Source organism: Vibrio sp. PBL-C16, from assembly GCF_034321865.1.
Classification (GTDB): Bacteria; Pseudomonadota; Gammaproteobacteria; order Enterobacterales; family Vibrionaceae; genus Vibrio; species Vibrio alginolyticus.
This window is the reverse complement of sequence record NZ_JAXLNY010000002.1, coordinates 2786895-2808293: the sequence shown is the minus strand read 5'-3', so window position 1 is coordinate 2808293 and position 21399 is coordinate 2786895. Positions and strand designations below refer to the sequence as shown.

Annotated in this window: 18 protein-coding genes; 8 read left to right on the top strand and 10 right to left on the bottom strand. The window is 45.1% G+C overall.

The features are described from left to right. Positions 1–47: 47 nt before the first annotated feature. Positions 48–626 carry a Crp/Fnr family transcriptional regulator gene (locus UQW94_RS21055; RefSeq protein WP_033906009.1) on the bottom strand — a complete coding sequence of 193 codons (579 nt, stop codon included), beginning with the start codon at positions 624–626 and terminating at the stop codon, positions 48–50. A 97-nt stretch (positions 627–723) separates the two neighbouring features. Next, positions 724–2685 carry a 2',3'-cyclic-nucleotide 2'-phosphodiesterase gene (gene cpdB, locus UQW94_RS21050; RefSeq protein WP_167415650.1) on the bottom strand — a complete coding sequence of 654 codons (1962 nt, stop codon included), beginning with the start codon at positions 2683–2685 and terminating at the stop codon, positions 724–726. 275 nt (positions 2686–2960) lie between these two features. On the opposite strand from cpdB, the gene cobA reads away from it, so the two are divergent. The 5 genes from cobA (at position 2961) to cysC (ending at position 8871) form a co-directional block, all read left to right on the top strand. Further along, positions 2961–3836, top strand: coding sequence for a uroporphyrinogen-III C-methyltransferase (cobA, locus tag UQW94_RS21045; protein WP_167415651.1), 876 nt, complete (start codon positions 2961–2963; stop codon positions 3834–3836). Between the two features lie 59 nt (positions 3837–3895). Continuing rightward, the gene (gene cysD, locus UQW94_RS21040) at positions 3896–4804 is read left to right on the top strand and encodes a sulfate adenylyltransferase subunit CysD (protein ID WP_005379592.1); all 909 of its coding nucleotides are present in this window, start codon (positions 3896–3898) and stop codon (positions 4802–4804) included. Positions 4805–4822: 18 nt separating this feature from the next. After that, entirely contained in the window at positions 4823–6253 is a 1431-nt protein-coding gene (gene cysN, locus UQW94_RS21035) for a sulfate adenylyltransferase subunit CysN (RefSeq protein ID WP_017633444.1), read from the top strand. A gap of 251 nt (positions 6254–6504) precedes the next feature. Next, positions 6505–8229 carry an SLC13 family permease gene (locus UQW94_RS21030; protein WP_005379596.1) on the top strand — a complete coding sequence of 575 codons (1725 nt, stop codon included), beginning with the start codon at positions 6505–6507 and terminating at the stop codon, positions 8227–8229. Positions 8230–8253: 24 nt separating this feature from the next. Next, on the top strand, positions 8254–8871 hold the full coding sequence (gene cysC / locus UQW94_RS21025; protein WP_005379598.1) for an adenylyl-sulfate kinase: 618 nt from the start codon (positions 8254–8256) through the stop codon (positions 8869–8871). An 89-nt stretch (positions 8872–8960) separates the two neighbouring features. Here the strand turns inward: cysC and UQW94_RS21020 are convergent, their stop codons facing one another. From UQW94_RS21020 to UQW94_RS20990, 7 genes are all read right to left on the bottom strand, one after another. Beyond that, entirely contained in the window at positions 8961–9866 is a 906-nt protein-coding gene (locus UQW94_RS21020; RefSeq protein ID WP_005379599.1) for a TIGR03899 family protein, read from the bottom strand. A gap of 322 nt (positions 9867–10188) precedes the next feature. Beyond that, a complete protein-coding gene (locus UQW94_RS21015) occupies positions 10189–10683 on the bottom strand; it encodes a DUF3299 domain-containing protein (RefSeq protein ID WP_005379600.1) in 495 nt (164 codons plus the stop codon). 4 nt (positions 10684–10687) lie between these two features. Further along, entirely contained in the window at positions 10688–11947 is a 1260-nt protein-coding gene (locus UQW94_RS21010; protein ID WP_053306844.1) for an ABC transporter permease, read from the bottom strand. Continuing rightward, positions 11944–12672, bottom strand: coding sequence for an ABC transporter ATP-binding protein (locus UQW94_RS21005; protein ID WP_042522447.1), 729 nt, complete (start codon positions 12670–12672; stop codon positions 11944–11946). Before UQW94_RS21005 ends, UQW94_RS21010 begins: the two co-directional genes overlap by 4 nt. Positions 12673–12724: 52 nt before the next feature. Beyond that, positions 12725–13378 carry a zinc uptake protein ZrgA gene (gene zrgA / locus UQW94_RS21000; protein ID WP_025768357.1) on the bottom strand — a complete coding sequence of 218 codons (654 nt, stop codon included), beginning with the start codon at positions 13376–13378 and terminating at the stop codon, positions 12725–12727. Between the two features lie 133 nt (positions 13379–13511). After that, entirely contained in the window at positions 13512–13811 is a 300-nt protein-coding gene (locus UQW94_RS20995; protein WP_080996158.1) for a DUF2607 family protein, read from the bottom strand. 227 nt (positions 13812–14038) lie between these two features. Next, on the bottom strand, positions 14039–14590 hold the full coding sequence (locus tag UQW94_RS20990; protein ID WP_005383122.1) for a YtfJ family protein: 552 nt from the start codon (positions 14588–14590) through the stop codon (positions 14039–14041). 215 nt (positions 14591–14805) lie between these two features. Between UQW94_RS20990 and UQW94_RS20985 the strand changes: the two genes are divergently transcribed. Beyond that, positions 14806–15006: a DUF1107 domain-containing protein gene (locus UQW94_RS20985; RefSeq protein WP_005379612.1), complete on the top strand. Its 201-nt coding sequence runs from the start codon at positions 14806–14808 to the stop codon at positions 15004–15006. A 70-nt stretch (positions 15007–15076) separates the two neighbouring features. Here UQW94_RS20985 and msrA read toward each other — a convergent pair whose 3' ends face one another. Beyond that, complete coding sequence (msrA, locus tag UQW94_RS20980) at positions 15077–15715, bottom strand: peptide-methionine (S)-S-oxide reductase MsrA (RefSeq protein ID WP_017633451.1); 639 nt, start codon at positions 15713–15715, stop codon at positions 15077–15079. A gap of 167 nt (positions 15716–15882) precedes the next feature. Here msrA and UQW94_RS20975 point away from each other — a divergent pair, with 167 nt between their 5' ends. Both UQW94_RS20975 and UQW94_RS20970 read left to right on the top strand, forming a co-directional pair. Next, on the top strand, positions 15883–17595 hold the full coding sequence (locus UQW94_RS20975; RefSeq protein WP_005379622.1) for an autotransporter assembly complex protein TamA: 1713 nt from the start codon (positions 15883–15885) through the stop codon (positions 17593–17595). Continuing rightward, a complete protein-coding gene (locus UQW94_RS20970; protein ID WP_322142538.1) occupies positions 17592–21356 on the top strand; it encodes a translocation/assembly module TamB domain-containing protein in 3765 nt (1254 codons plus the stop codon). The genes UQW94_RS20975 and UQW94_RS20970 overlap by 4 nt, the downstream gene beginning before the upstream one ends. Positions 21357–21399: the final 43 nt, after the last annotated feature.

The following is a 21399-nucleotide window of genomic DNA, read 5'->3' as shown; positions in this document are numbered from 1 at the left end:
AGCAGAGAAAAAGCTCTTCGTTTGAAGAGCTTTTTTCTTTTTTGAGTTTATTTGAGAGTGTGATCTTTGGTTAAGCGTGCTTTGATTCGACTCAAACTGATTGGCGTAATGCCCAGGTAGGCCGCAATTTGACTATCGGTAATACGTTGCTTTAAATCTGGGTAATGAGCGCAAAATAATTGATATCGTTCCTCTGGAGAGTAGAGCAACATAAAGCGTTCTTTATTCTCTTTATTAACCAGTTGGTTTTCGAGTAGCTTTAAGTAAATGGCGTGCTTTTCTGCTCGCCAGTGATGCAACGTTTCAATTGGCAAGCAAAATAGCTGACAAGCGCTCAGCGTTTCCAATAAGTAAGGCGAAGGTTGGTCCTTTATTATGCTCTCAAACCCGATAACCCAGTCCTTCTCCCAATAAAATTCTTTACTGAATTCTTTGCCGTGCTCCGTGAGATAGCTTGCGTGGCATAACCCCTCAATGATGAAGTAAAGGTGTGAGCTCAACTCTCCTTGGTGATTAAGAATGTGGCGTGTAGGCAGTTCGAGCAACTCACCATTTTCAATAAGTTGGTTTGCTTCTGTCTCTAAAAAGCCATGATTGACTAAGTCTGAAAAAAGATCGCTGTGCATGTGATAACTCGGAAACGGTTTTCTTTATTTTAACGGGTTTTATTGATAACAAAAAAGCGGCTCATGAGAGCCGCTTAGTGTTGCTGTCAAATCAACCTTATTTATTCAGATCGATTTGATAAATTGCGAAACCAATGTCGTCTGTTGACACGCGTTTCATTGGGTATTGTCCTTTCTCTTTGATGAACTGCGCCGCTTTATCGCTAGGGGAGGTTTCGAAACGAATATCTAGCTTGTTATCGGACTTAATCGGTGCGAAAGACCAGTTGTTGTCAGCGCTTGGTGTCACTTCTCCTTTTTCTTCACTCACGCGAGAAATATAAGTGGCGACGACAGAGCGGTTTTCATCTGGTGCGTCAAATGCAATGAAATCTGGGCCTGTACCAGGGAAAGTATTGCTATAAGCACGGTAGTTATTGGTTGCGATGATGAAATCTTGCTTCGGATTGACAGGCTTACCATTGAACGTCAGATTCACAATACGCTGAGAATCTGGATTAATCACTTTACAATCCGCATCGTACTTCGGCGGTTGGGTAACGTCGATTTGGTAGTTAACCCCATCAATAACATCGAAGTTGTAAGTACGGAAATTATCCCAATCAATCAAAGATTGCGGTTTAGGATTGTTGATGTCGATGTGGTTGAATTGACCCGCACTGCACTCTAGCCATTCGCGAACTTCTTTACCTTTCACTTTCATCGCAACCAAGGTGTTTGGGTATAAGTAAAGATCGGCCGCATTACGGAAGGTGAGCTGACCGGATTCGACTTCTGTAAAGTTATTCGGATCGTTCTTACGACCGCCGACTTTAAATGGTGCTGCCGCACTCAGTACTGGAATGTCAGAAAGGTCTGGGTCGCCTTGAATAAAGCGTTCTACGTAGTCTTTCTGAGCAAGGTTAACGATTTGAATGGTGGGGTCGTCCTGCACTAATGCCAAGAAGCTGTACATGACATCATTTGCTTTGCCGATTGGTTGGTTTACAAATTCACGAGTGCCTTTGTGATCTTCTTCTAACGCTTTCACAATATCTTCATCGGCTTTAGCTAATGACTTCTTATTTACTTTATCGAAGATAGGGCGTGCTTCTGCTTGGCCTTCGACGACTTGCCATCTGCCGTCTTTCTCTTTCAGCATCAAATCCATCACACCTACGTGACTTCCCCAGCGGCCCGGCATCACGGACGTTACACCATTGATGGTCCCTTTATCTATATCAACACCAGGTAGGTTTGCGAAGTCTTTCCCTGGGAAGACGGCGTGAGAGTGGCCAAAAGCAATCGCATCAATACCTTCAACTTCTGTGAGGTAGTAAACAGAGTTTTCAGCGCCTAGCTTGTATGGATCAGTAGAAATGCCCGAGTGTGGAATCGCCACAATCACGTCTGCGCCTTCTTTCTTCATTTGAGGAATCAGTTTCTCTGCTGTTTCCTTAATGTCTTTAGCAAAGACTTTGCCTTCTAAGTTTTTCTTATCCCACACCATAATTTGTGGTGGTACAAAGCCGATGTAACCCACTTTTATTTGATGCGCTTCGCCGTTTGTGTCTGTAAATGTGTGAGTTTTGATGAGGTAAGGCTTGAAGTAATGCTCACCGGTTTGTTTATCAAATACGTTTGCATTGATGTAAGGGAAGTTTGCCCCCTTCAACGTCGTTTGTAGGAAATCTAAGCCATAGTTGAACTCATGATTGCCAATGTTGCCCACATCGTAGTCTAGCTTGTTCATCGCTTTGTAGACTGGGTGCACGTCGCCGGGATTAATCCCCTTTGCCGCCATGTAATCGCCCATTGGGCTGCCCTGAATTAAATCGCCGTTATCTACTAGTACCGTGTTTTCTGCCTCAGACTTAGCCTGTTTCACTATTGTCGCAGCGCGACTTAAACCGATTTGCTGTGATGGTTGGTCTTTGTAGTAATCGTAATCCATCACGTTGGTGTGAATGTCGGTAGTTTCGATAATACGAAGCTTGATGGTATCGGCCATTGCTGGGCCAGCAAGCGTTAGCATGCCACTTAATACTGCGAGGGAAATAGGATGAACTGCCACTTTCATTTGGTGCTCCAATTCAATGATAAGGGGAAATCGTACTGCGTAATGTATCAAACACAGATGCAACTCGATGATAAAGATACAGAAAACTGTGAACATTAATCAGTTTACTGAACCTTATTTATATTAACCGCCGACTTTTTCACGCTTTTGAATGAGACCAAACAAAAACTTCTTAGCAGATTTTTGAATAAAAAATGAAATTTTAGAATTTCAGGTAATATAAACGCCCCGCCATAATGCTTGCATAACGATATCAATGGACGATGAGCAAGCACATGGCAACGAACGATTCAGTCACTTCTTTTCCTAAACCAAAGCCCTGGTTAGTTTCTGACAACCCAGTCGCTGGTGTTACTCGTTTTGCAAAGCAATCGCTACAGCCTGGTGAAGTTGCCTTAGTAGGTGCAGGACCAGGCGATCCTGAACTTCTGACGGTGAAAGCACTGAACTGCTTGCAGCAAGCTGACGTGGTTTTGTACGACTACTTGGTGTCTGAAGAAATCATGGCATTGATTCCAAGCGATACGATTTTGGTGTGCGTTGGGAAGCGAGCTGGGCATCACAGTGTGCCGCAGGAGAAGACGAATCAGCTTTTGGTGGATTTTGCCAAGCAGGGCTACAAAGTAGTGCGCATTAAAGGTGGGGATCCGTTTGTATTCGGTCGTGGTGGTGAAGAGTTAGAAGTGCTTGCTGATGCCGGCGTTCGTTTTCAAGTTGTCCCTGGCATTACCGCAGCAGCTGGCGCAACCGCTTATGCTGGTATTCCACTGACTCATCGTGATTATGCGCAATCGGCCATCTTTGTGACTGGCCACTTGAAAGAAGAAAGTGATGAGATGGATTGGTCCACTTTGGCGCGTGGGAATCAGACTTTAGTGATCTACATGGGGCTGATGAAATCACACTATATTCAGAATCAACTCATTAAGCATGGTCGTTCAGCGTCGACTCCGATTGCCATTATTGAGCGTGGCACGCAGATTCAACAAAAAGTATTTACGGGAGAACTCTCCCAACTCTCTGATTTATCGAAGGAAGCACAGTCGCCATCTTTGATTGTTGTCGGAGAGGTAGTGCGACTGTCTCAAAAGTTAGACTGGTTTTTGTCTAGTACTGAATTCAACAAAAGTGCTATTGCCAACTCCATATAATTTCAGACCAAAGATTAGAGACGTAATGCGCCTTCAAGCTTAAAAAGGAAATACAAAACATGGACCAACAACGTTTAACTCACCTTAAACAACTCGAAGCGGAGAGTATCCACATCATCCGTGAAGTTGCGGCTGAGTTTGATAACCCAGTCATGATGTATTCGATTGGTAAAGACTCATCAGTGATGCTGCACCTTGCGCGTAAAGCTTTTTACCCAGGTAAGATTCCATTTCCATTGCTGCATGTTGACACCGATTGGAAGTTCCGCGAGATGATTGAATTTCGTGATCGCACCGCGGCCAAATACGGTTTTGAGCTTTTGGTACATAAGAATCCAGAAGGTCTAGCCATGGGCTGTAGCCCGTTTGTTCATGGTTCTTCTAAGCACACTGACATCATGAAGACTCAAGGCTTAAAACAAGCGCTGAACAAGTACGGTTTTGATGCTGCCTTTGGTGGTGCGCGCCGCGACGAAGAGAAATCACGGGCGAAAGAGCGCGTGTATTCATTCCGCGATAAGAACCATACATGGGACCCTAAAAACCAACGTCCTGAGCTATGGAAGACGTACAACGGTCAGGTTAATAAGGGTGAGAGCATTCGTGTATTCCCACTGTCTAACTGGACTGAGCTTGATATCTGGCAATACATCTATTTAGAAAACATCGAGATCGTGCCGCTTTACCTCGCGGACAAACGCCCAGTTGTTGAACGCGATGGCATGCTGATCATGGTGGATGATGATCGTATGGAGCTTCAACCGGGTGAAGTGATTGAAGAGAAGAGCGTGCGCTTCCGTACCCTTGGTTGTTATCCATTGACCGGGGCCATCGAGTCTGAAGCAAACACTTTAACTGGCATTATCGAAGAGATGCTGGTGGCAACGTCGAGTGAGCGCCAAGGCCGAGCGATCGACCACGATCAGTCAGGATCGATGGAGCTTAAGAAACGTCAAGGTTACTTCTAAAGGATCTAAGGAAAGATAATGAACAGTGCAGTTGAAGCTCAATTAGCCGAGCTTGGTATCGAAGGCTATTTAACACAACACCAGTACAAGTCGTTACTTAGATTCTTGACTTGTGGCTCGGTGGATGACGGTAAAAGTACATTAATCGGTCGCTTACTCCATGACTCAAAACAAATTTATGAAGATCAGCTAGCGGCAGTGCACTCAGACAGCCAACGTGTGGGCACCACGGGTGAAAAGCCTGACCTTGCGTTGTTGGTCGATGGCTTACAAGCTGAGCGCGAGCAGGGGATCACGATTGATGTGGCTTACCGCTATTTCTCGACGCAGAAACGTAAATTCATCATTGCAGATACTCCTGGACACGAGCAGTACACACGTAACATGGCTACAGGTGCATCGACATGTGACTTAGCTGTGATTCTGGTTGATGCACGTAAGGGCATTCTCGATCAAACTCGTCGTCACTCTTTCATTTCCAACCTGTTGGGTTTGAAGCACTTTGTTGTGGCGATCAACAAGATGGACTTAGTGGATTACTCCCAAGAGCGCTTTGAAGAGATCCGCGACGAGTATTTGAAGTTCTCTGAGAATCTGACAGGGGATATTGATATTCAAATCATCCCGATCTCAGCGCTTGAAGGGGACAATGTGGTGGATAAAGGCCAAAACCTGACTTGGTTTAAAGGCCCATCATTGCTTGAGCTTCTTGAAACGGTCGATGTGGATCAAGAAAAAGGCGCGGGTGAGTTCCGCTTCCCTGTGCAATACGTTAATCGTCCTAACCTCGATTTCCGTGGCTTTGCGGGGACCATTTCTTCTGGTTCGATCAAAGTCGGTGATGCGATTAAAGCATTGCCATCGGGTAAAACGTCAACTGTGGCACGTATTGTGACATTTGATGGTGATATTGAAGAAGCTCGTGCCGGATTAGCTGTCACTCTGACGCTAAGCGATGAGATCGATATTAGCCGTGGAGATTTGATTGTTCTAGATAATGCTCAAGTGGAAACCACAAACCATTTGCTTGCCGATGTGGTGTGGATGACAGAGCAACCCCTGCAACCGGGTCGTGACTATGACATCAAAATCGCAGGTAAGAAAACCGTAGGTCATGTTGAAGCGATTCGTCATCAATATGACATTAATAATCTCTCGACTCATAGCTCGGCAGAGCTGCCATTGAATGGTATTGGTTTGTGTGAATGGTCTCTTAATGAGTCAGTCGCGCTGGACAATTATCAAGACTGTGCAGATACCGGTGGCTTTATCATTATCGATCGTCTGACAAACGTGACGGTTGGTGCTGGCATGGTTAAAGAGAGCCTCGCCGTGGTTGAGCGCGATTTGACGGACATCTCTGCGTTTGAAGTTGAGCTTAATGCGCTTGTCCGTAAACACTTCCCACACTGGGAAGCAAAAGACGTCAGCCAGTTTCTGAAAAAGTAACTGGCTTACCCAAGTACGATAATTTCAGGCTCTGTCTGCTGTTGTACTTGGGGCGTCGCTACCTAACTGAATTGCGAAATGTCGTTAGGTATTCTCCTAATACCAGAATGCTTCGGTGGAGCCCAAGAAAACCGAGCATTCTGATGTTCTTTTCGCTTGCGCTGATTTTTGTCTGTTTACTCGTTTGTCGGTGTTTCATGGATAAATGAGTCGTTGTTGTGCCCTTTGGGGCTATTTGGTAAGGAAAGGCTATGTGGGAACAAGGGTTTGTGTTAGCGATTTTGCTTGGCATTATCACTTGCTTGCTTGTCACGAAAATTAAGCCTAGTTACGTCTTTGCGGGTGCCGCTTTTATTGCATTCATGGCTGGGATGATGGATTCAGCCACTATCGCATCCAATTTTACCAACTCTTCATTGTTAACCCTGGTTCTATTGATTCTTGCATCCTGTGCTCTAGAAAAAACACTGCTGATCAGTTGGGTGAGCCGAAGTATCTCTGAGGGCCAGTTAGGCAGCGTGATTGCTAAGCTCGGTGTATCGACCGCCTTGCTTTCTTCATTTACGAATAATACCGCTGTGGTTGTCTCATTGATTGGGGCGATTAAGCGTAATCAGCAGCATGCACCTTCGAAATTACTTATTCCCTTGTCTTACGCCGCCATTTTTGGTGGCACGTTAACTTTGATTGGTACGTCGACTAACTTAATCATCAACAGCTTTGTCGAAGACGCAGGCTTACCGAGCCTGAGTTTTTTTACACCTACGATGATAGGTTTGGCTGTGCTGGTGGGAGGGATGCTGATTCTTATCCCACTGAGCTACTTGCTACCGAATTATGATGATCAAAACCAAGAAGATTTACCTTACTTTCTTGAGTCTCGCGTTGAGCCAGGCTCACCGCTAGTTGGGCGTACGATCAGCGAGAATAATTTACGTGCGCTGCGCAAACTGTTTCTTGCAGAAGTGGTGCGCGATGGTGTTACTGTTTCTTCTGTGGGACCGGATTTTGTGCTCAATGCAAAAGACCGCCTGTTATTTTGTGGCGATGTTGAGAGCGTCGCGACCCTGCAAGAAATTCCGGGCCTCAAGTTGTTTGGTCAGCAGCACTTAAATGGGCAAAACTTTATCGAAGTTGTGGTGAGCTCGTCGGCGACGTTTTGCTACAAAACCCTCAAAGAGAGCCGATTCCGCGACCGATTCGATGCCGTTGTTGTGGCGATTCGCCGAGGCCACGAACGCCTAGAAGGTGGCTTGGGTAGCATTACCTTAGCGCCTGGGGACACGTTAGTTCTGGTTCCAGGCAAGCGTTTTGAGTCTGAACGCCGAGCTCATCGTAAAGAGTTTGTTTTAGTGCATGACTTGGACTCTAGCGCTCGGCTTGATACGAATAAGTCTTCCATTGTATTACTGGGCTTTGCAGCCGTAATTGGATGCGCTCTATTAGAGTTAGTACCGATTATTAAAGGTCTAGCTGCGTACCTTATCGCGCTTATTGCGTTTGGTATTGTGCAGATTTCAGAACTGCGCCGCCGTTTTCCGATCGATATCGTCGTGATTGTAGGTTCCGCTTTGTCTATTGCTCAACTGATGATCTCTTCTGGATTGTCAGAAAGAATGGGAGTGATGTTTATTGAAGCGTTTAATGGCTGGGGAGTATTTGGTGCCTTGGTGGCGACTTATATCATGACATTGGTACTCACTGAATTGGTGACAAACAATGCCGCGGCTGCGCTTTCTTTTCCTATCGGCTATAGTATGGCGGTGGGTTATGGCGTGGATCCGATGCCATTCATCATGGCGGTTTTGTTCGGCGCGAGTGCGAGCTTTATCTCTCCCTACGGTTACCAAACTAACCTGCTGGTGTACAGCGTAGGAAATTACAAATTGACCGACTACGTGAGAATTGGAGTGCCAATTTCGATTGTGTACTCTGTATTAGTACTTACTTTGATCCCGGTCTTTTTCCCGTTTTAATTCCGATATTTACAAGGATACGTTATGACTGCCGAAACGACGGTAAAAGATGAAAACATTGTTTGGCACCAGCATTCGGTTGATAAACAGTTTCGTGCTGAATTAAAGAAGCAAAAACCTGCCGTATTGTGGTTTACCGGCTTATCTGGAGCGGGTAAATCAACCGTAGCAGGTGCGTTGGAAAATCGCCTTGCAGCATTGGGTTACCACACCTATTTATTGGATGGTGACAATGTACGGCATGGTTTGTGTAGCGATTTAGGTTTTTCTGAACAGGACCGTCGCGAGAACATTCGTCGCATTGGTGAACTGGCGAAGTTGATGGCAGATGCGGGTTTAATTGTTCTGTCGGCGTTTATTTCACCGCATCGTGCAGAGCGGAAGTTAGTGCGCGATTTATTGCCAGAAGGCGAGTTTATCGAAGTGTATGTCAATGCATCTCTAGAGGTTTGCGAAGGTCGAGATCCTAAGGGTTTATACCGTAAAGCCCGTGCGGGAGAGATTCCTAATTTCACTGGTATTGATTCGGAATATCAAGCGCCAGAGAACCCTGAAATCGATTTGCCCGCGGGAGAAAAGAGTGTCGATGAGCTGGTGGATTTGTGCTTAATCGATCTTAAACAACGCGGTGTGATCCGATAAAAAAGCATTTAGATCATAGGTGACCTAAAGCTCTTTGAGCTGCTTGAGAAGTATTTGGATCATAGGTGATCAAATGCTTCTCAAGCTGGCTAGACGGTATGATGAACCGTACTTTTAGCTTCACTATGGACACTAAATCTATGATTTAACAGTGCAAGCATTTGATCGTAGTATTCGGCATGTGGTTTGTTTCCGAGCAAGGTACAGAGCTCATTACCTGTGGGTGTGAAGCGGTAATATAAAAGGCGGACACCTTTACTGTTTACGTTCAGTGACAAGTTTTTACCTTGGTAGGTGAGGACCAACGGTGTCTCGATACTAATTTCGCCAGATTCAAGTTCGGCACTGTGCAGCAGCCCTAATTCAATTAAGAGCAACAAGCTTGAATACGGCAGTTGAAAACTTCCCATATTTAGGCTGTTGGCGACGTCTCGCTTGCCGAAGCTAAATATGCCTCCTTGCGCTTTGTAACCAATCAACAGTTTTCTGCTGTGATCCCCTCCAAAACTGCACGCTAAAGAGGCGGCTCTTTGCAGAGTTTGTGCTTCCTTTGGTGACATATCTTTGAGGGTTTTCAACGCTTTCATGGATGTTGAGCCCGGATTGGTCACTTCACGCTTCATCACTTGAGCCCATAGCTTTTGCATCGCGCTGTTATGGATGTCTTGAGCCATCTCAAAAAATCGATGCAACCAATCTTGGTCTGGCTCTCCCGCTGTCTCATCTCGGCATGAACTGTGCGCTAATTTTAAAATCTGTTCTAAGTTTTTTTGTCGCTGTTCTTGGCGTCGTTGCTCTCGCAATTGGGCTCTTTCAAACGCAGATTTGGCTGGCGGTTCGGTTTGCAGTAAGGCGTCAAGACCGTGTATTTGGGCTATGGTTTTTACCTTACTAGCACTGTCTTTTATGTAGCCTTGTTTCTTTTCTTGTTGCGTATTTTTTTTTGTGTCTGACTGATGTTCGATGACAACAGGTTGCTTTGTCGGGTCTGCCATTCGTTTTCCTACCAAGAACTGCGTGGTTCGCACGTTTAAATTTACACCTTATCTGACCAAGCGACCAGACAGGAGTTCTCAGTTTTTGAACGAATAGGGCTATTCAAAATGATAATGAGTTGTTAAAATTGTTATCGTTATTTTGGAGGGGCTATGAAGTTCTCAGAAGCAGGTAAACTCAAAAAGCACCTGTCGATAGCGTTTCTTTTGGTTATTTATGTGGGCGTATTAGCGTATTTATCTCGTTATATCGTGTAGCACAAAGCTAAAAAAGGCGCCAGTGTGACGCCTTAGGTGTAGCGAGGCTTATCGACGACTTAAATTACATATCGTCGTAGGCTTCTATTTCTGATCCCTCAATAACGTAAGCCGTTTCTGCCAGTTCGTGGTTTATCGTCTCGGTTTTCAACGTTCCAACCACATATATAACATCCCACAACTCTTGAACAGGCGCGCCTTTCGGAAACTTCACGTAAATGATCTGGTTTGGAGGCGGTGGTGGCACGTGAATACAAGCTCCAAAATATGGCACCAATAAAAATTCGGTGACGGTATCGGCATCACCTTCAAGTGGGATAACAAACCCCGGAATTTTAACTTGGCTTCCGTTCAGTTCTGGTCGAACGTTACCAATCTTGGACTGCTGGGCTGCGCCACCACTGTGATCAGATGCGGGCATGCCTATACTGTCGAACAATTTACGCTCTTTTTCTGGAACAAGGTCAATCCAGTCAAGCTTTAATGGTTCTTCGCTGGCCATAACAGGCGCTGTGAATGCGACGACCAGCAAGCAACTTGCGAGTATTTTTTTCCACATTTTATTAAATCCTTATTGTCATTCCGTCACTCAGTGACTGTCGGTAGGCGCGGAGTGCGGGAATGAAACCAATCACAATACCAGCGCATTGTACGAAACCTAATAGCATCCACTCATAAGTAGATAAGATGCTTAAGGTGAGATGTATTCCATAGTGCTGTTGGATGATCGGCTGCGCGATAGCAAGAATGGCATACAGCCCAGTAACGCCAGTAATAATACCAGCAGCAGTAAGCAAGCTGGCTTCACTAATTAAGAGTGAGAAAACATGACGAGGCCTTGCTCCCATGGCACGCAAAATCGCCATTTCACGGCGGCGTTCCTGTAGGCTAGTTAATAGACTGCTTAACATACCTAGCAACCCTGCGATCACGACAAAACCAGATACTGCCATTAGGGCTTGCTCTGCAACCGACATCATTCCCCATAACTCATGCAACGCAACGCCGGGCATAATGGCGCTGAGCGGCTCTTTGGGGTAGGTGTTAATTTGTCTTTGCAGGGCGAAAGTTTGAATACGAGATTTCAAACCAACGAGCATAGCGGTAATTTGTTTGGGCTGAAAGTCTCTGTTTTTGAGATCTTGTGCCTTGGGTGTCGGGCCCAAACGCGCACCACTTTCCCATCCGACGTGAATGGCTTCGATGGCTTCCAATGATACATGGACAGTTTTGTCGACTGGTGTTCCTGTAGGAGCAAGGATACCGACAACTTTAAATGGCAGATTGTCATGACGGCTAAAGCCAACGTCGCTAATGCCGTGGGCAATGATGATTTCGCTACCGATATCATAACCAAGTTGTTTAGCGACATCAGAACCTAGCACGGTTTCAAATAAACCATTGAATTCTCTACCCTTGCCAAATGTTAGTGGTTGCTTACTTCCAAACTTGTAATGCTCAAAGTAACTGTGATTGGTTCCCATAACTCGGAAGCCTTTATGCGAGTCGCCAAGCGAGATTGGAATAGCCCAATCGACTGAACGATGATTGGCAAACTCTTGGTAGCTTTTCCAATCGATGTTGTTGGTCGCATTACCAATACGAAACACAGAATAGAGCAATAGGTTCACTTGCCCAGAGCGTCCACCAATAATGAGGTCTGTGCCTGAAATTGTATTGGCGAAGCTATCCTTGGCTTGAGTTCGGATACGCTCGACGCCCAAGAGGAGTACCACTGAAATCGCAACGGTCATGATGGTTAGAATTGCCGTCGCTTTGCGGTTCATCAAGCTTTTCCAGGCGAGCTTTACAACAGCACTCATGATATGGCTCCTAGGCTAGATACTTGATTAATGTCGGGTAGATTGAGCGTGCGATCGAATAAGGGTTCGAGTGTTGGGTCGTGGCTAACGAATACCAGTGTGGCATTGGCTTGATTCGCTTGCTCCATAAGGAGCTCAATAAATGCTTTACGATTGTCATAGTCTAAAGCTGAGGTTGGTTCGTCAGCGATCACTAACTCTGGATGTCCTATCAGAGCTCGAGCCGCAGCCACACGTTGTTGTTGACCAATACTCAATTCAGAGACAGGGCGTGTATGAAGCTCGTTTGGCAAGTGCAGTCGTTCTAGTAGGGCCTGAGCCTGTTCATTTAACGTTTGAGATGAGGCACCTAAATGGGCACGGTCACGTCGTATTTTACTGAACTGACATGGCAATAATACGTTTTCAAGTACGTTAAGGTACGGCAATAAATTGAACTGTTGAAAGATGTAGCCAATATGATTGGCGCGAAAGCGGTCTCTCTGACTGGCACTTAAACTAGCAAGGTCAGTATCGAGTACAGATAGAGAGCCTGAAGTTAATGTGTTAATCCCCGTCAACAAAGCGAGCAAGGTCGATTTACCGCAGCCACTTGGACCTTTGATAAACACATGTTCGCCTTGTGTAATGTGTAATTTGGGGATGTGGATGGTCGCGTTGGTTGAACCGGGCCAGAAAAATTGGGCATCCTCTAGCTCGACAACATTTGGTGTGGTTTCAGTCATATTAAATCACCAAAGCTGTGGCGTGTAAGTGGGTACTTACACGCCACTCGTGTTATTTGATTACGATTTGGGTGTTATCTTTGCTTAATTTAATTGCTGATTGCATGGTATCAGTGAATATATTGACGCTGATGGACTCTGTAGTTGGGAATTGGTTAAACCAATCGGTTTGGATTTGGCTAAGCTGATTAACTTGTTCGCAATTGAAGCGATATTGCACCGAAAATTCACCGTGACCGCCATGATCGTGCGCCTCATCATGATCGTCATGGTGGTCATGTTTATCATGATGTTCATTATGATCATGGTGTTCGTGTCCTTCATGATCGTGATGTGCATGGTCATCATGGTCGTGCTCACTATGATCATGTTCCTCATGAGTTTCGCTTAGGTTGTGGCTCACGTAAGCTTCTTCAACATTACAATCAGCTTGTGAGTTAATAGCGAACAATGCGTTGCTGTCTTCGAGTGTAGCGACGGCTTGTTTAAGCGCTTGCTCTTGTTGTGCGTTTTCTGGAGCATGTTCGAAACCCACAACATCAGCTCCAGGAGCTGTGATCTCTACTAACAGATCTTTGCCATCTTGGGCGATATTAAACTCGACGTGACCATGCACATGAGCACCATGCTGGCGGTATTCGTTTGCATTCGCTGCTGTTGATAAAGTGAGGCCAATAGCAAGGGCTAAAACGTGTTTTGATGACATTGTATTTTTCCTAATTTTACTGGCATTAACCAAAGGCGGTATTGCTCAGATTCGAGTTTCACTAAGTTATTATTCCTGACACACTAGGTGCGGAAATGAACTCAATAATTTTGAGTGTGGAATAGTTTGGAAATTAAGCAAAATAAGGAGGGGCACGAGCAGCGCCAAGAACTTCTTCGCCGTACACGAGATGCAAAAAAACATGATGATGCTGGGCGCGCGTAAAAGTCGGTGTAGAAAGGGTAGGTTGTACCTTTGCTATACCGTGCTGAACACCAGAAAATAATTGGCAATGATGATGGGTATGATGGTCGGGCGTCAGATCGACTTGATGAAGTACAACCGCAAAGTTCCAAGCGATCAGCAACGCAACACTGAAAAATAAAGCAGTGCGATACCAATATCTTAGTATTTTTTGCTGGTGGTGGTACATCTGAGCTCCTCTTACCGACTGTTATAATATAACACCCATAATGAATAAAAGTTCACTCTTTTGTTGGCTAGCAGAAAAATTTAACTCAACACATACGTGCCGAAAAATATTGGTAATACTCTCTGATGGAAGTGTCGCACTTATAAAGAGCAGAGTTATCACTGCCCATGCTTCTAATCAAATTCATATAGCTCCTTACAACAGGAACAAGGAGCCATTCAATGAAGCTAGATGTTCTGTTTAATAAGCTCAATGACTTTTGTTATCTCATCTTGCTCAAGTGCGCCCTCTTTGACAAACAGAACTTTGCCCGTTTTGTCTTGAACAATAATGGCCGAGCTTTCTTCTTTCAGGTCCCAAGTATTAGCAACTACGCCATTTTCATCAAGAACCATGGATGACCAAGGAAACTCTTTTTTGCTGTCTTGAGCTGAAGACTTCACGAAAGAGCCTGTCCCCCAAATTGCATCATCTTGGTTGATGATAGTCGTCGTCTGGTAGCTTTCTTGTGGAAAATTTGCCGCTGTTATTGCCGACATTAAAGGGGCATTCATCTCTTTTGAACTGCTACGGCCTGCGATGGCTTGAATAACACGAACTTTGCCTTGCATATGTTGAGTTGCCCAGGGTTGGTATGCAACGCCTTCGCCTTGTAAAACAATCTCGCCGTAAGCGGCAACATTGACAGGAGGAACGCTTTTTCCTACTGACAAGTTGTGTGCAAAGGTCAAGCTTGGCGTTAAGGCCAGTAGTAGAGGTAGGAGAGTCTTAGTTTTCATATTGTTATATTCCGTACGAGGTTTGGAAGCTTCCAGTATATATCCAGATCTTAGAAATTTGTAGGACCGTTTATAACATTTATTTAACGTATGGAGTGGTGTAATCTTGCGTTGTATTTAGAATTTGCTAAAATGAGTTCCGTCGCAAATTGCGCATTAAGATTGCAGAGGAAAAATAAGCAATCCGTGTTTTCTCAAAGGAATTGAGGTGAGTTATGCTACGTGAGTTTGCTGTATATCGACCATTACAAGTGGCCCGTTTTGTTAAAACGTTGTTCAAAGGTCAATTTTTTATTGTTGGGGTTGGCTGTTTTCAGTTCGACAATGGCAAAGTGTTACTACCTGACGTCAACGATCATAAAAGGCTCACCATCTTTAAAGAAGTCAACCAAGTGATAGCATCATTATCGGCTTAGTTAGCTTGGTACCCACTTAGATTTAGAAAAGAGCGACCATATCGGTCGCTCTTTTTGTTGCTGGTTAGGTTTATCCTTGGAGGCTTGGTGGGAAGCAAACTCCCGTTCCTCCGATGCCACAGTAACCATCAGGGTTTTTCGCCAAATATTGCTGGTGGTAGGTTTCCGCAAAGTAATACGGGCCTGCTGGTTGTATTTCGGTGGTGATGTTCGCGCGTTGCTCTTCTTGCAGTGCTTGCTGATACAAGAGTTTCGATTTCTCTGCGCTCTCGAGTTGCTCCGTCGAATAAGTGTAAATTGCAGAACGATATTGAGTACCTAAGTCGTTACCTTGACGCATTCCCTGAGTTGGGTCGTGTTTTTCCCAAAAAACAGCCAGTAGCTTTTCTAATGAGATGACGCGTTCATCGAAAACGACTCGTACGACTTCTGTATGACCCGTTTTACCCGTACAGACTTCTTCATAGGTGGGATTGGGTGTGTACCCCCCAGCGTAACCGACCGAAGTAGATACAACGCCGTCGAGTTGCCAAAATACGCGCTCAGCGCCCCAAAAACAGCCCATTCCGAGCAAGATCTGCTGTTGGTGTGACGTCAGAGGCGCCTTTAGGTTAGATTTATTTACAAAATGATGATCGTCAATCTGCATTGGTTGATCTCTACCTGGCAAGGCATCTTCTATACTGATCAATGTTTGTTTGTTGAGCATGGTATTTGTCCTTCAATACGTGTCTTAAATTTGCGAACTTTTTCATTTCGTCTGTATCTGATGCTGTGATGACATAGACCGCGTTAAACCTATTAATATTACAGACTTAGAATCTAATTGGCGTTATCATTATTTACGTTTACTTAACCTCATTCAGCCATAAAAGCATGATAAAAAAAGCTCTCCCCACCATTGTTGGCCTGTTTGCCTTTTCTCATGGTGCCTATGCCGATGTTTCTTTGACTTTGAAAGGCATTGATGGCGCTTTAGAAGAGAATGTCAGTGCGTATCTATCATCTATTCCAGAGAAGGATTACTCCACTTCTTTGCGTTTTCAAGCGAGATTAGATCAAAGTATCACTGAAGCGCTTAACGCGCTTGGGTATTATCATGCAAAAATTTCATACTCTATTCCTGAAGCGAATGATGAGTTAATTGTGCTCATCAAGCCGGGCTTGCCAGTGAAAGTGAAAGTCATGGATGTGGTCATCACTGGAGAGGCCAAGGACGATGAAGAGTTTGCAAAACTTATTGAGCGCTCTCCGCTCAAAGTTGGTCAAGTTTTGAATCAAGGCCAATACGACACCCTTAAGTCAGGCATTCGTAACTTGGCGCTTCAGCGTGGTTACTTCAATGGTGAGTTTACGCTAAGTCGATTAGAGGTTATCCCTGATCTGAACGAAGCTAATGTCCGTTTGCACTACAGCAGTGGAATACGTTTCAATTTTGGTGACGTTTCTTTTATTGGCAACCACATCTGGGAAGACCGTGTCGCATCACTACAACCTTTTAAAGAAGGGGACCCATACAACGTTTCGAAGCTGGGCGAGTTTAACCAGAAGCTATCAAATACGGAGTGGTTTTCCTCAGTTTTTGTTGAGCCTGAATTGGATAGGCTTGATGATGGCCGAGACTTGCCAATTAAAGTGTCTTTATCTCCTGCTTCGAAGAATCAGATCGAGACGGGTATTGGTTACTCAACGGATGTTGGCGTTCGAGGAACGTTGAAGTGGAAGAAACCTTGGGTGAGCTCCCGAGGACACAGTTTCAACACCGCTTTATCCCTATCTAAGCCAGAGCAAACCGTGACTGCTTCTTACAAAATTCCTTTAGAAGATGTCGCTAACGATTATTATCAAGTTCAATATGGGCTTAAAAACCTAGACAACCGTGACACGCAGAGTATCGAGTCTAACCTTGCAGTGGAACGTCATTGGTTAGCAGACGGTGGTTGGCATAATACCGTTTATGTTCGTCATTTGTACGAGAGCTTTACGCAAGGTTTACAAGATGATGAATTCAACTTCGTACTTCCAGGTGCGACATTTTCTCGGACTAGGGTTCGAGGGGGCAATATGCCAATGTGGGGAGACAAGCAAAGCATCACTATTGAGTATGGTGATACCGCTATGCTTTCTGAAACTAGAGTGCTCCGCTTAATTGGCTCGACTTCTTGGATTCGTGGTATTGGAGAGAATCATCGTGGTTTGTTCCGCCTAGAAGGTGGTGCGAATATTACCGATGAACTTGAAAAGCTATCACCGTCGCTGCGTTTCTTCGCTGGTGGTGACAATAATATTCGTGGTTACGGCTATGAATCTATTTCACCTGTGGATGAGAGTGGTGCTTTGACGGGGGGTAAATACATTGTTAGCAGTACATTAGAATACCAATATCGTGTTTATGGAAACTGGTGGGCTGCAACGTTTTACGATATTGGTGATGCGTTTAATGAAACACCAGATTGGAAATCAGGTGCTGGTGTTGGTATCCGCTGGGCGTCTCCGGTGGGCCCTGTTAGTTTTGATTTTGCATGGGGGTTGGATGCAAAACCAGAACGAGAGTTTCGTATCCACTTCTCATTGGGGCCTGAGCTATGATCAAAATGATGTTTAAGTGGACCAAATGGCTGTCGCTCAGTTTGATTGGTCTATTGCTGTTGCTCATCATTATTGTCGCGACAGTTTTGTTTACCCACCCAGGCCTCAAATTTGCCTTGTGGGGAGCTGAAAAAGCATTACCACAATTGCAGATTGAAAAAGTGCAGGGTTCATTGTTTCCTCGCTTCGAACTGCATAACGTCAGTTTTGTCGATGAGTCTTTGAATATCGACGCCAAAGTCGAGCGTTTAGCTTTGGCAGTGAACTTCCGCTGCTTCTTTGACCCTAAGGTCTGTGTCGATGAGTTAAGACTGCAGGGGCTTGACTTTAAGATGCCTGAGCTACCGCCAGCAAGCGAGGAGCAAGAGGAAACACCACCACTGCGTTCTATCAGTACGCCAGTGCCAATTTTTGTTAATAAAGTCAGCTTTAATGACATCAATGTCAATGTGCTGGGCAATCAAATTAATTGGCAAACATTCTCGACCGCTTTGTCGATGCAGGGTGATCGTTTGGTGATTGCACCTACCGCGTTGAAAGACATTAATGTGGCTTTAGCACCAAGTGAGGCTGAACCTGAAGCGGCTGCCGATGAGCCGAAAGAAACTGACGTTACGCCGCAAGATATTGTGTTACCCGAAGTATGGATTCCACTGACGGTGGAAGCGCGTCGTCTTGATATTCACAATTTCAAACTGGCAGGTGAAACGCCAGTGATCGTCAATCATCTTGGTTTGGTTGCAAGAGCAGGCGGTGAACGTGTTGATGTCAAAACGTTAGAGCTCGACATGCCAGAAGTGGAAGGCAAGTTGAGCACACAAGTAACGCTTTCTTCTGATTACCCTATCAAAGCGCAACTGGACGCGTTAGTGAAGCAAGCGGATGCGAAGGGACAAAAACTGTCGCTTTCGGTCTCGGGTTCGGTTGGTGATTTGTCACTAAATGCTACGCTTTCTGAGCTTGTACAAGCGGAGATCAAAGGTGATATTCAACCGCTTAAAACGCAGTTACCGTTTGATGTCGTGATTAAAAATGTACAGGCGCAATGGCCGCTATTTGGACAAAGCGATTACCAGGTTTCTGTACCAAGCTTGGTGGCAAAAGGCTCACTTGATGGCTATGAAGTCGCATTAGAAACCAAAGCGTCAGGCAAAGATATTCCCGCCGTTGATGTCGCACTAAACGGCAAAGGTACGTTAGAGCAAATTGACCTCGAAAGCCTTGTAGTGAAAACCTTAGGGGGCGAACTCTCTGGGAAAGTCATGGCCAATTGGGCCGCGCCAATCAACTGGCAAGCTGACTTAAACCTGAAAAACATTCAACCAGGTTTACAATGGAAAGAAGCCGAAGGGGATATTAGCGGTAATCTTTCGACTTCGGGGTCGTTAACAGAACAAGGCGGTTGGCAAGTCAGTTTGCCTAAGTTAGACATTGACGGCATTTTGCGAGGTTATCCGCTGAATGTTGAAGGGCAACTTGAAGCGTCTGATAAGAACGGCAAAGGCGAAGACATCCAACTTACCACTCAGGGTTTAGCGCTTTCTCATGGCCCGAACCAACTGAGTGCAAAGGGTAAGATCGATAAGCAAATTCTGATGGATGTTGAGGTTAACTTCCCTGATTTTGCGAAAAGTGTTCCGGATCTTGCAGGTAAAATGCAAGGTAAAGTCGCACTACGTGGTAGCTTGAAAGAACCAGACATCAATCTTGATCTCGCTTTAAATCAGATAAACTGGCAGCAACAGGCGAACGTAGAAACGATCACCTTAAAGGGTGATGTGAAGCCTCTGCCAGCACCAAAAGCGAACATAAGCCTAATTGCGAACAACATTACCTATGACGACATAAAAGTTGATAGTGCTGACCTTGAAGTCTCTGGGGATGAAAAACTGCATCAACTTACGCTCGATGTAGTGTCTGACCTGGTGTCGACCAGTTTAGAAATTGAAGGGACATTCCAGCAGAAACCAGAAATGATTTGGGATGGGGCGCTGCGCCGCTTGACGCTGAGCTCGCAACAAGGCCCGTGGGCGTTGCAAAAATCGACCGCGGTGAAGGTCAATATCGACAAACAGATCGCGAACGTTCAAGCGCATTGTTGGTTGCAAGCGGAGTCGAGCGTATGTCTAACCGAAGACATTAGTGTCGGTAAGAGTGGCCAGGCGAAGTTAGCCATCAATGATTTTGATTTTGACCAAATCAAACAATTCCTGCCGCCAGAAACCAAGCTGCAAGGCTCGGTTAATGCACAGGCTTTTGCTAAATGGGCACCAGAGAAAAAGCCTGAAGTAACCTTAAGTGTCAATATGCCAAAAGGCCAAGTTGAACAAGCGCTTGAACAGCCAATTAAAGTCGGTTGGGAAAGCTTCAACTTTAAAGCAGCATTAGCGAAAGACAAGCTTGATGCCGAGTGGCTATTTGATGTGAAAGATAACGGTGACTTGTCTGGTAAGGTTTCTTTACTGAATGTCTCGACTGAAAAGCCCACTATTGATGGTAAGGTTTCACTCTCTACGTTCCACTTGGATTTCTTGGCACCGTTGATTGGTGAGTACAGCTTGTTTAAAGCAAACATGAATACTGACCTAGCGATATCAGGTGACGTCATGCATCCGAAGGTTAATGGTCAGTTCTTGATTGACCAAATGAAGCTACAGGGTGAAGTCACACCGATAGATATAAACTCAGGGCAGGTCGTCATCAACTTTAAAGGCCATCAAGCGGACTTGGATGCCGGAATTTTAACCCCGGATGGTGAGTTGAACGTTACCGGTGATGCCGACTGGCAGGACTTACAGAACTGGCGCACTAAAGCGCGTGTATTTGCTAAAGAGCTCAATGTTGATGTGCCTCCAATGGTAAAAATCAAAGTGGAGCCTGACATGACAATAGATGTGACTCCTCAGCTTGCGAAAATTGAGGGTGATATTAATTTGCCATGGGGCAGAATTGTCGTCGAAGAGCTTCCACCAAGTGCGGTAGGCGTATCGAGTGATACCGTTATTCTTGATAAAAACTTGCAGCCAGTGGAGGATGTGGCTGCGATGCCGTTTGATGTGGAAACGAACATCAACATTAAAATTGGTGATGACTTCCAACTTGCCGCTTTTGGTTTAAAAGGTGGGTTGAAAGGGAACCTAAACGTGACACAAAAAGACAAAGGTCCTTTCATCGTTGGTGAAGTGAATGTTGTCGATGGTTCTTATCGTTCGTTTGGTCAGGACTTATTGATTAAAGAAGGTAAGATTCTGATGAATGGTCCACCAGATCAACCTTACTTGTCTATCAAAGCGATTCGTAATCCAGACAATACCCAAGATGATGTCATTGCGGGGGTACAAGTGTCGGGCCCAGCATCTGATCCGAGTATAGAAATTTTCTCAGAGCCCGCGATGAACCAAGCCAATGCACTTTCTTATCTACTTCGTGGTCAAGATATTGATGGTGAAGCCGGTGGTAATGCAATGACGACTACCTTAATTGGTTTAAGCTTGGCGAAGAGTGGTCGTGTGGTTGGTGAAATCGGTGAAGCCTTTGGCGTACAAGATTTACAGCTGGACACTGCTGGGTCGGGCGATGATTCGCAAGTGACGGTGAGTGGTTATATTCTGCCAGGTTTGCAGGTGAAATATGGTGTCGGCATCTTTAACTCCCTAGGTGAGTTCACTGTGCGTTACCGATTGATGCAAGACTTGTATTTAGAAGCAGTATCTGGTGTAGATAGCGCCGTTGACCTACTCTATCAGTTTGAGTTCGATTAAAGTGCTTTAACCTAAGCATATACAGTCATGACTAAGGAGTGGT

Coding starts and splice junctions, on each gene's coding strand:
- UQW94_RS21055 (WP_033906009.1), bottom strand. CDS start 626: ATGCACAGCGATCTTTTTTCAGACTTAGTCAATCATGGCTTTTTAGAG.
- cpdB (WP_167415650.1), bottom strand. CDS start 2,685: ATGAAAGTGGCAGTTCATCCTATTTCCCTCGCAGTATTAAGTGGCATG.
- cobA (WP_167415651.1), top strand. CDS start 2,961: ATGGCAACGAACGATTCAGTCACTTCTTTTCCTAAACCAAAGCCCTGG.
- cysD (WP_005379592.1), top strand. CDS start 3,896: ATGGACCAACAACGTTTAACTCACCTTAAACAACTCGAAGCGGAGAGT.
- cysN (WP_017633444.1), top strand. CDS start 4,823: ATGAACAGTGCAGTTGAAGCTCAATTAGCCGAGCTTGGTATCGAAGGC.
- UQW94_RS21030 (WP_005379596.1), top strand. CDS start 6,505: ATGTGGGAACAAGGGTTTGTGTTAGCGATTTTGCTTGGCATTATCACT.
- cysC (WP_005379598.1), top strand. CDS start 8,254: ATGACTGCCGAAACGACGGTAAAAGATGAAAACATTGTTTGGCACCAG.
- UQW94_RS21020 (WP_005379599.1), bottom strand. CDS start 9,866: ATGGCAGACCCGACAAAGCAACCTGTTGTCATCGAACATCAGTCAGAC.
- UQW94_RS21015 (WP_005379600.1), bottom strand. CDS start 10,683: ATGTGGAAAAAAATACTCGCAAGTTGCTTGCTGGTCGTCGCATTCACA.
- UQW94_RS21010 (WP_053306844.1), bottom strand. CDS start 11,947: ATGAGTGCTGTTGTAAAGCTCGCCTGGAAAAGCTTGATGAACCGCAAA.
- UQW94_RS21005 (WP_042522447.1), bottom strand. CDS start 12,672: ATGACTGAAACCACACCAAATGTTGTCGAGCTAGAGGATGCCCAATTT.
- zrgA (WP_025768357.1), bottom strand. CDS start 13,378: ATGTCATCAAAACACGTTTTAGCCCTTGCTATTGGCCTCACTTTATCA.
- UQW94_RS20995 (WP_080996158.1), bottom strand. CDS start 13,811: ATGTACCACCACCAGCAAAAAATACTAAGATATTGGTATCGCACTGCT.
- UQW94_RS20990 (WP_005383122.1), bottom strand. CDS start 14,590: ATGAAAACTAAGACTCTCCTACCTCTACTACTGGCCTTAACGCCAAGC.
- UQW94_RS20985 (WP_005379612.1), top strand. CDS start 14,806: ATGCTACGTGAGTTTGCTGTATATCGACCATTACAAGTGGCCCGTTTT.
- msrA (WP_017633451.1), bottom strand. CDS start 15,715: ATGCTCAACAAACAAACATTGATCAGTATAGAAGATGCCTTGCCAGGT.
- UQW94_RS20975 (WP_005379622.1), top strand. CDS start 15,883: ATGATAAAAAAAGCTCTCCCCACCATTGTTGGCCTGTTTGCCTTTTCT.
- UQW94_RS20970 (WP_322142538.1), top strand. CDS start 17,592: ATGATCAAAATGATGTTTAAGTGGACCAAATGGCTGTCGCTCAGTTTG.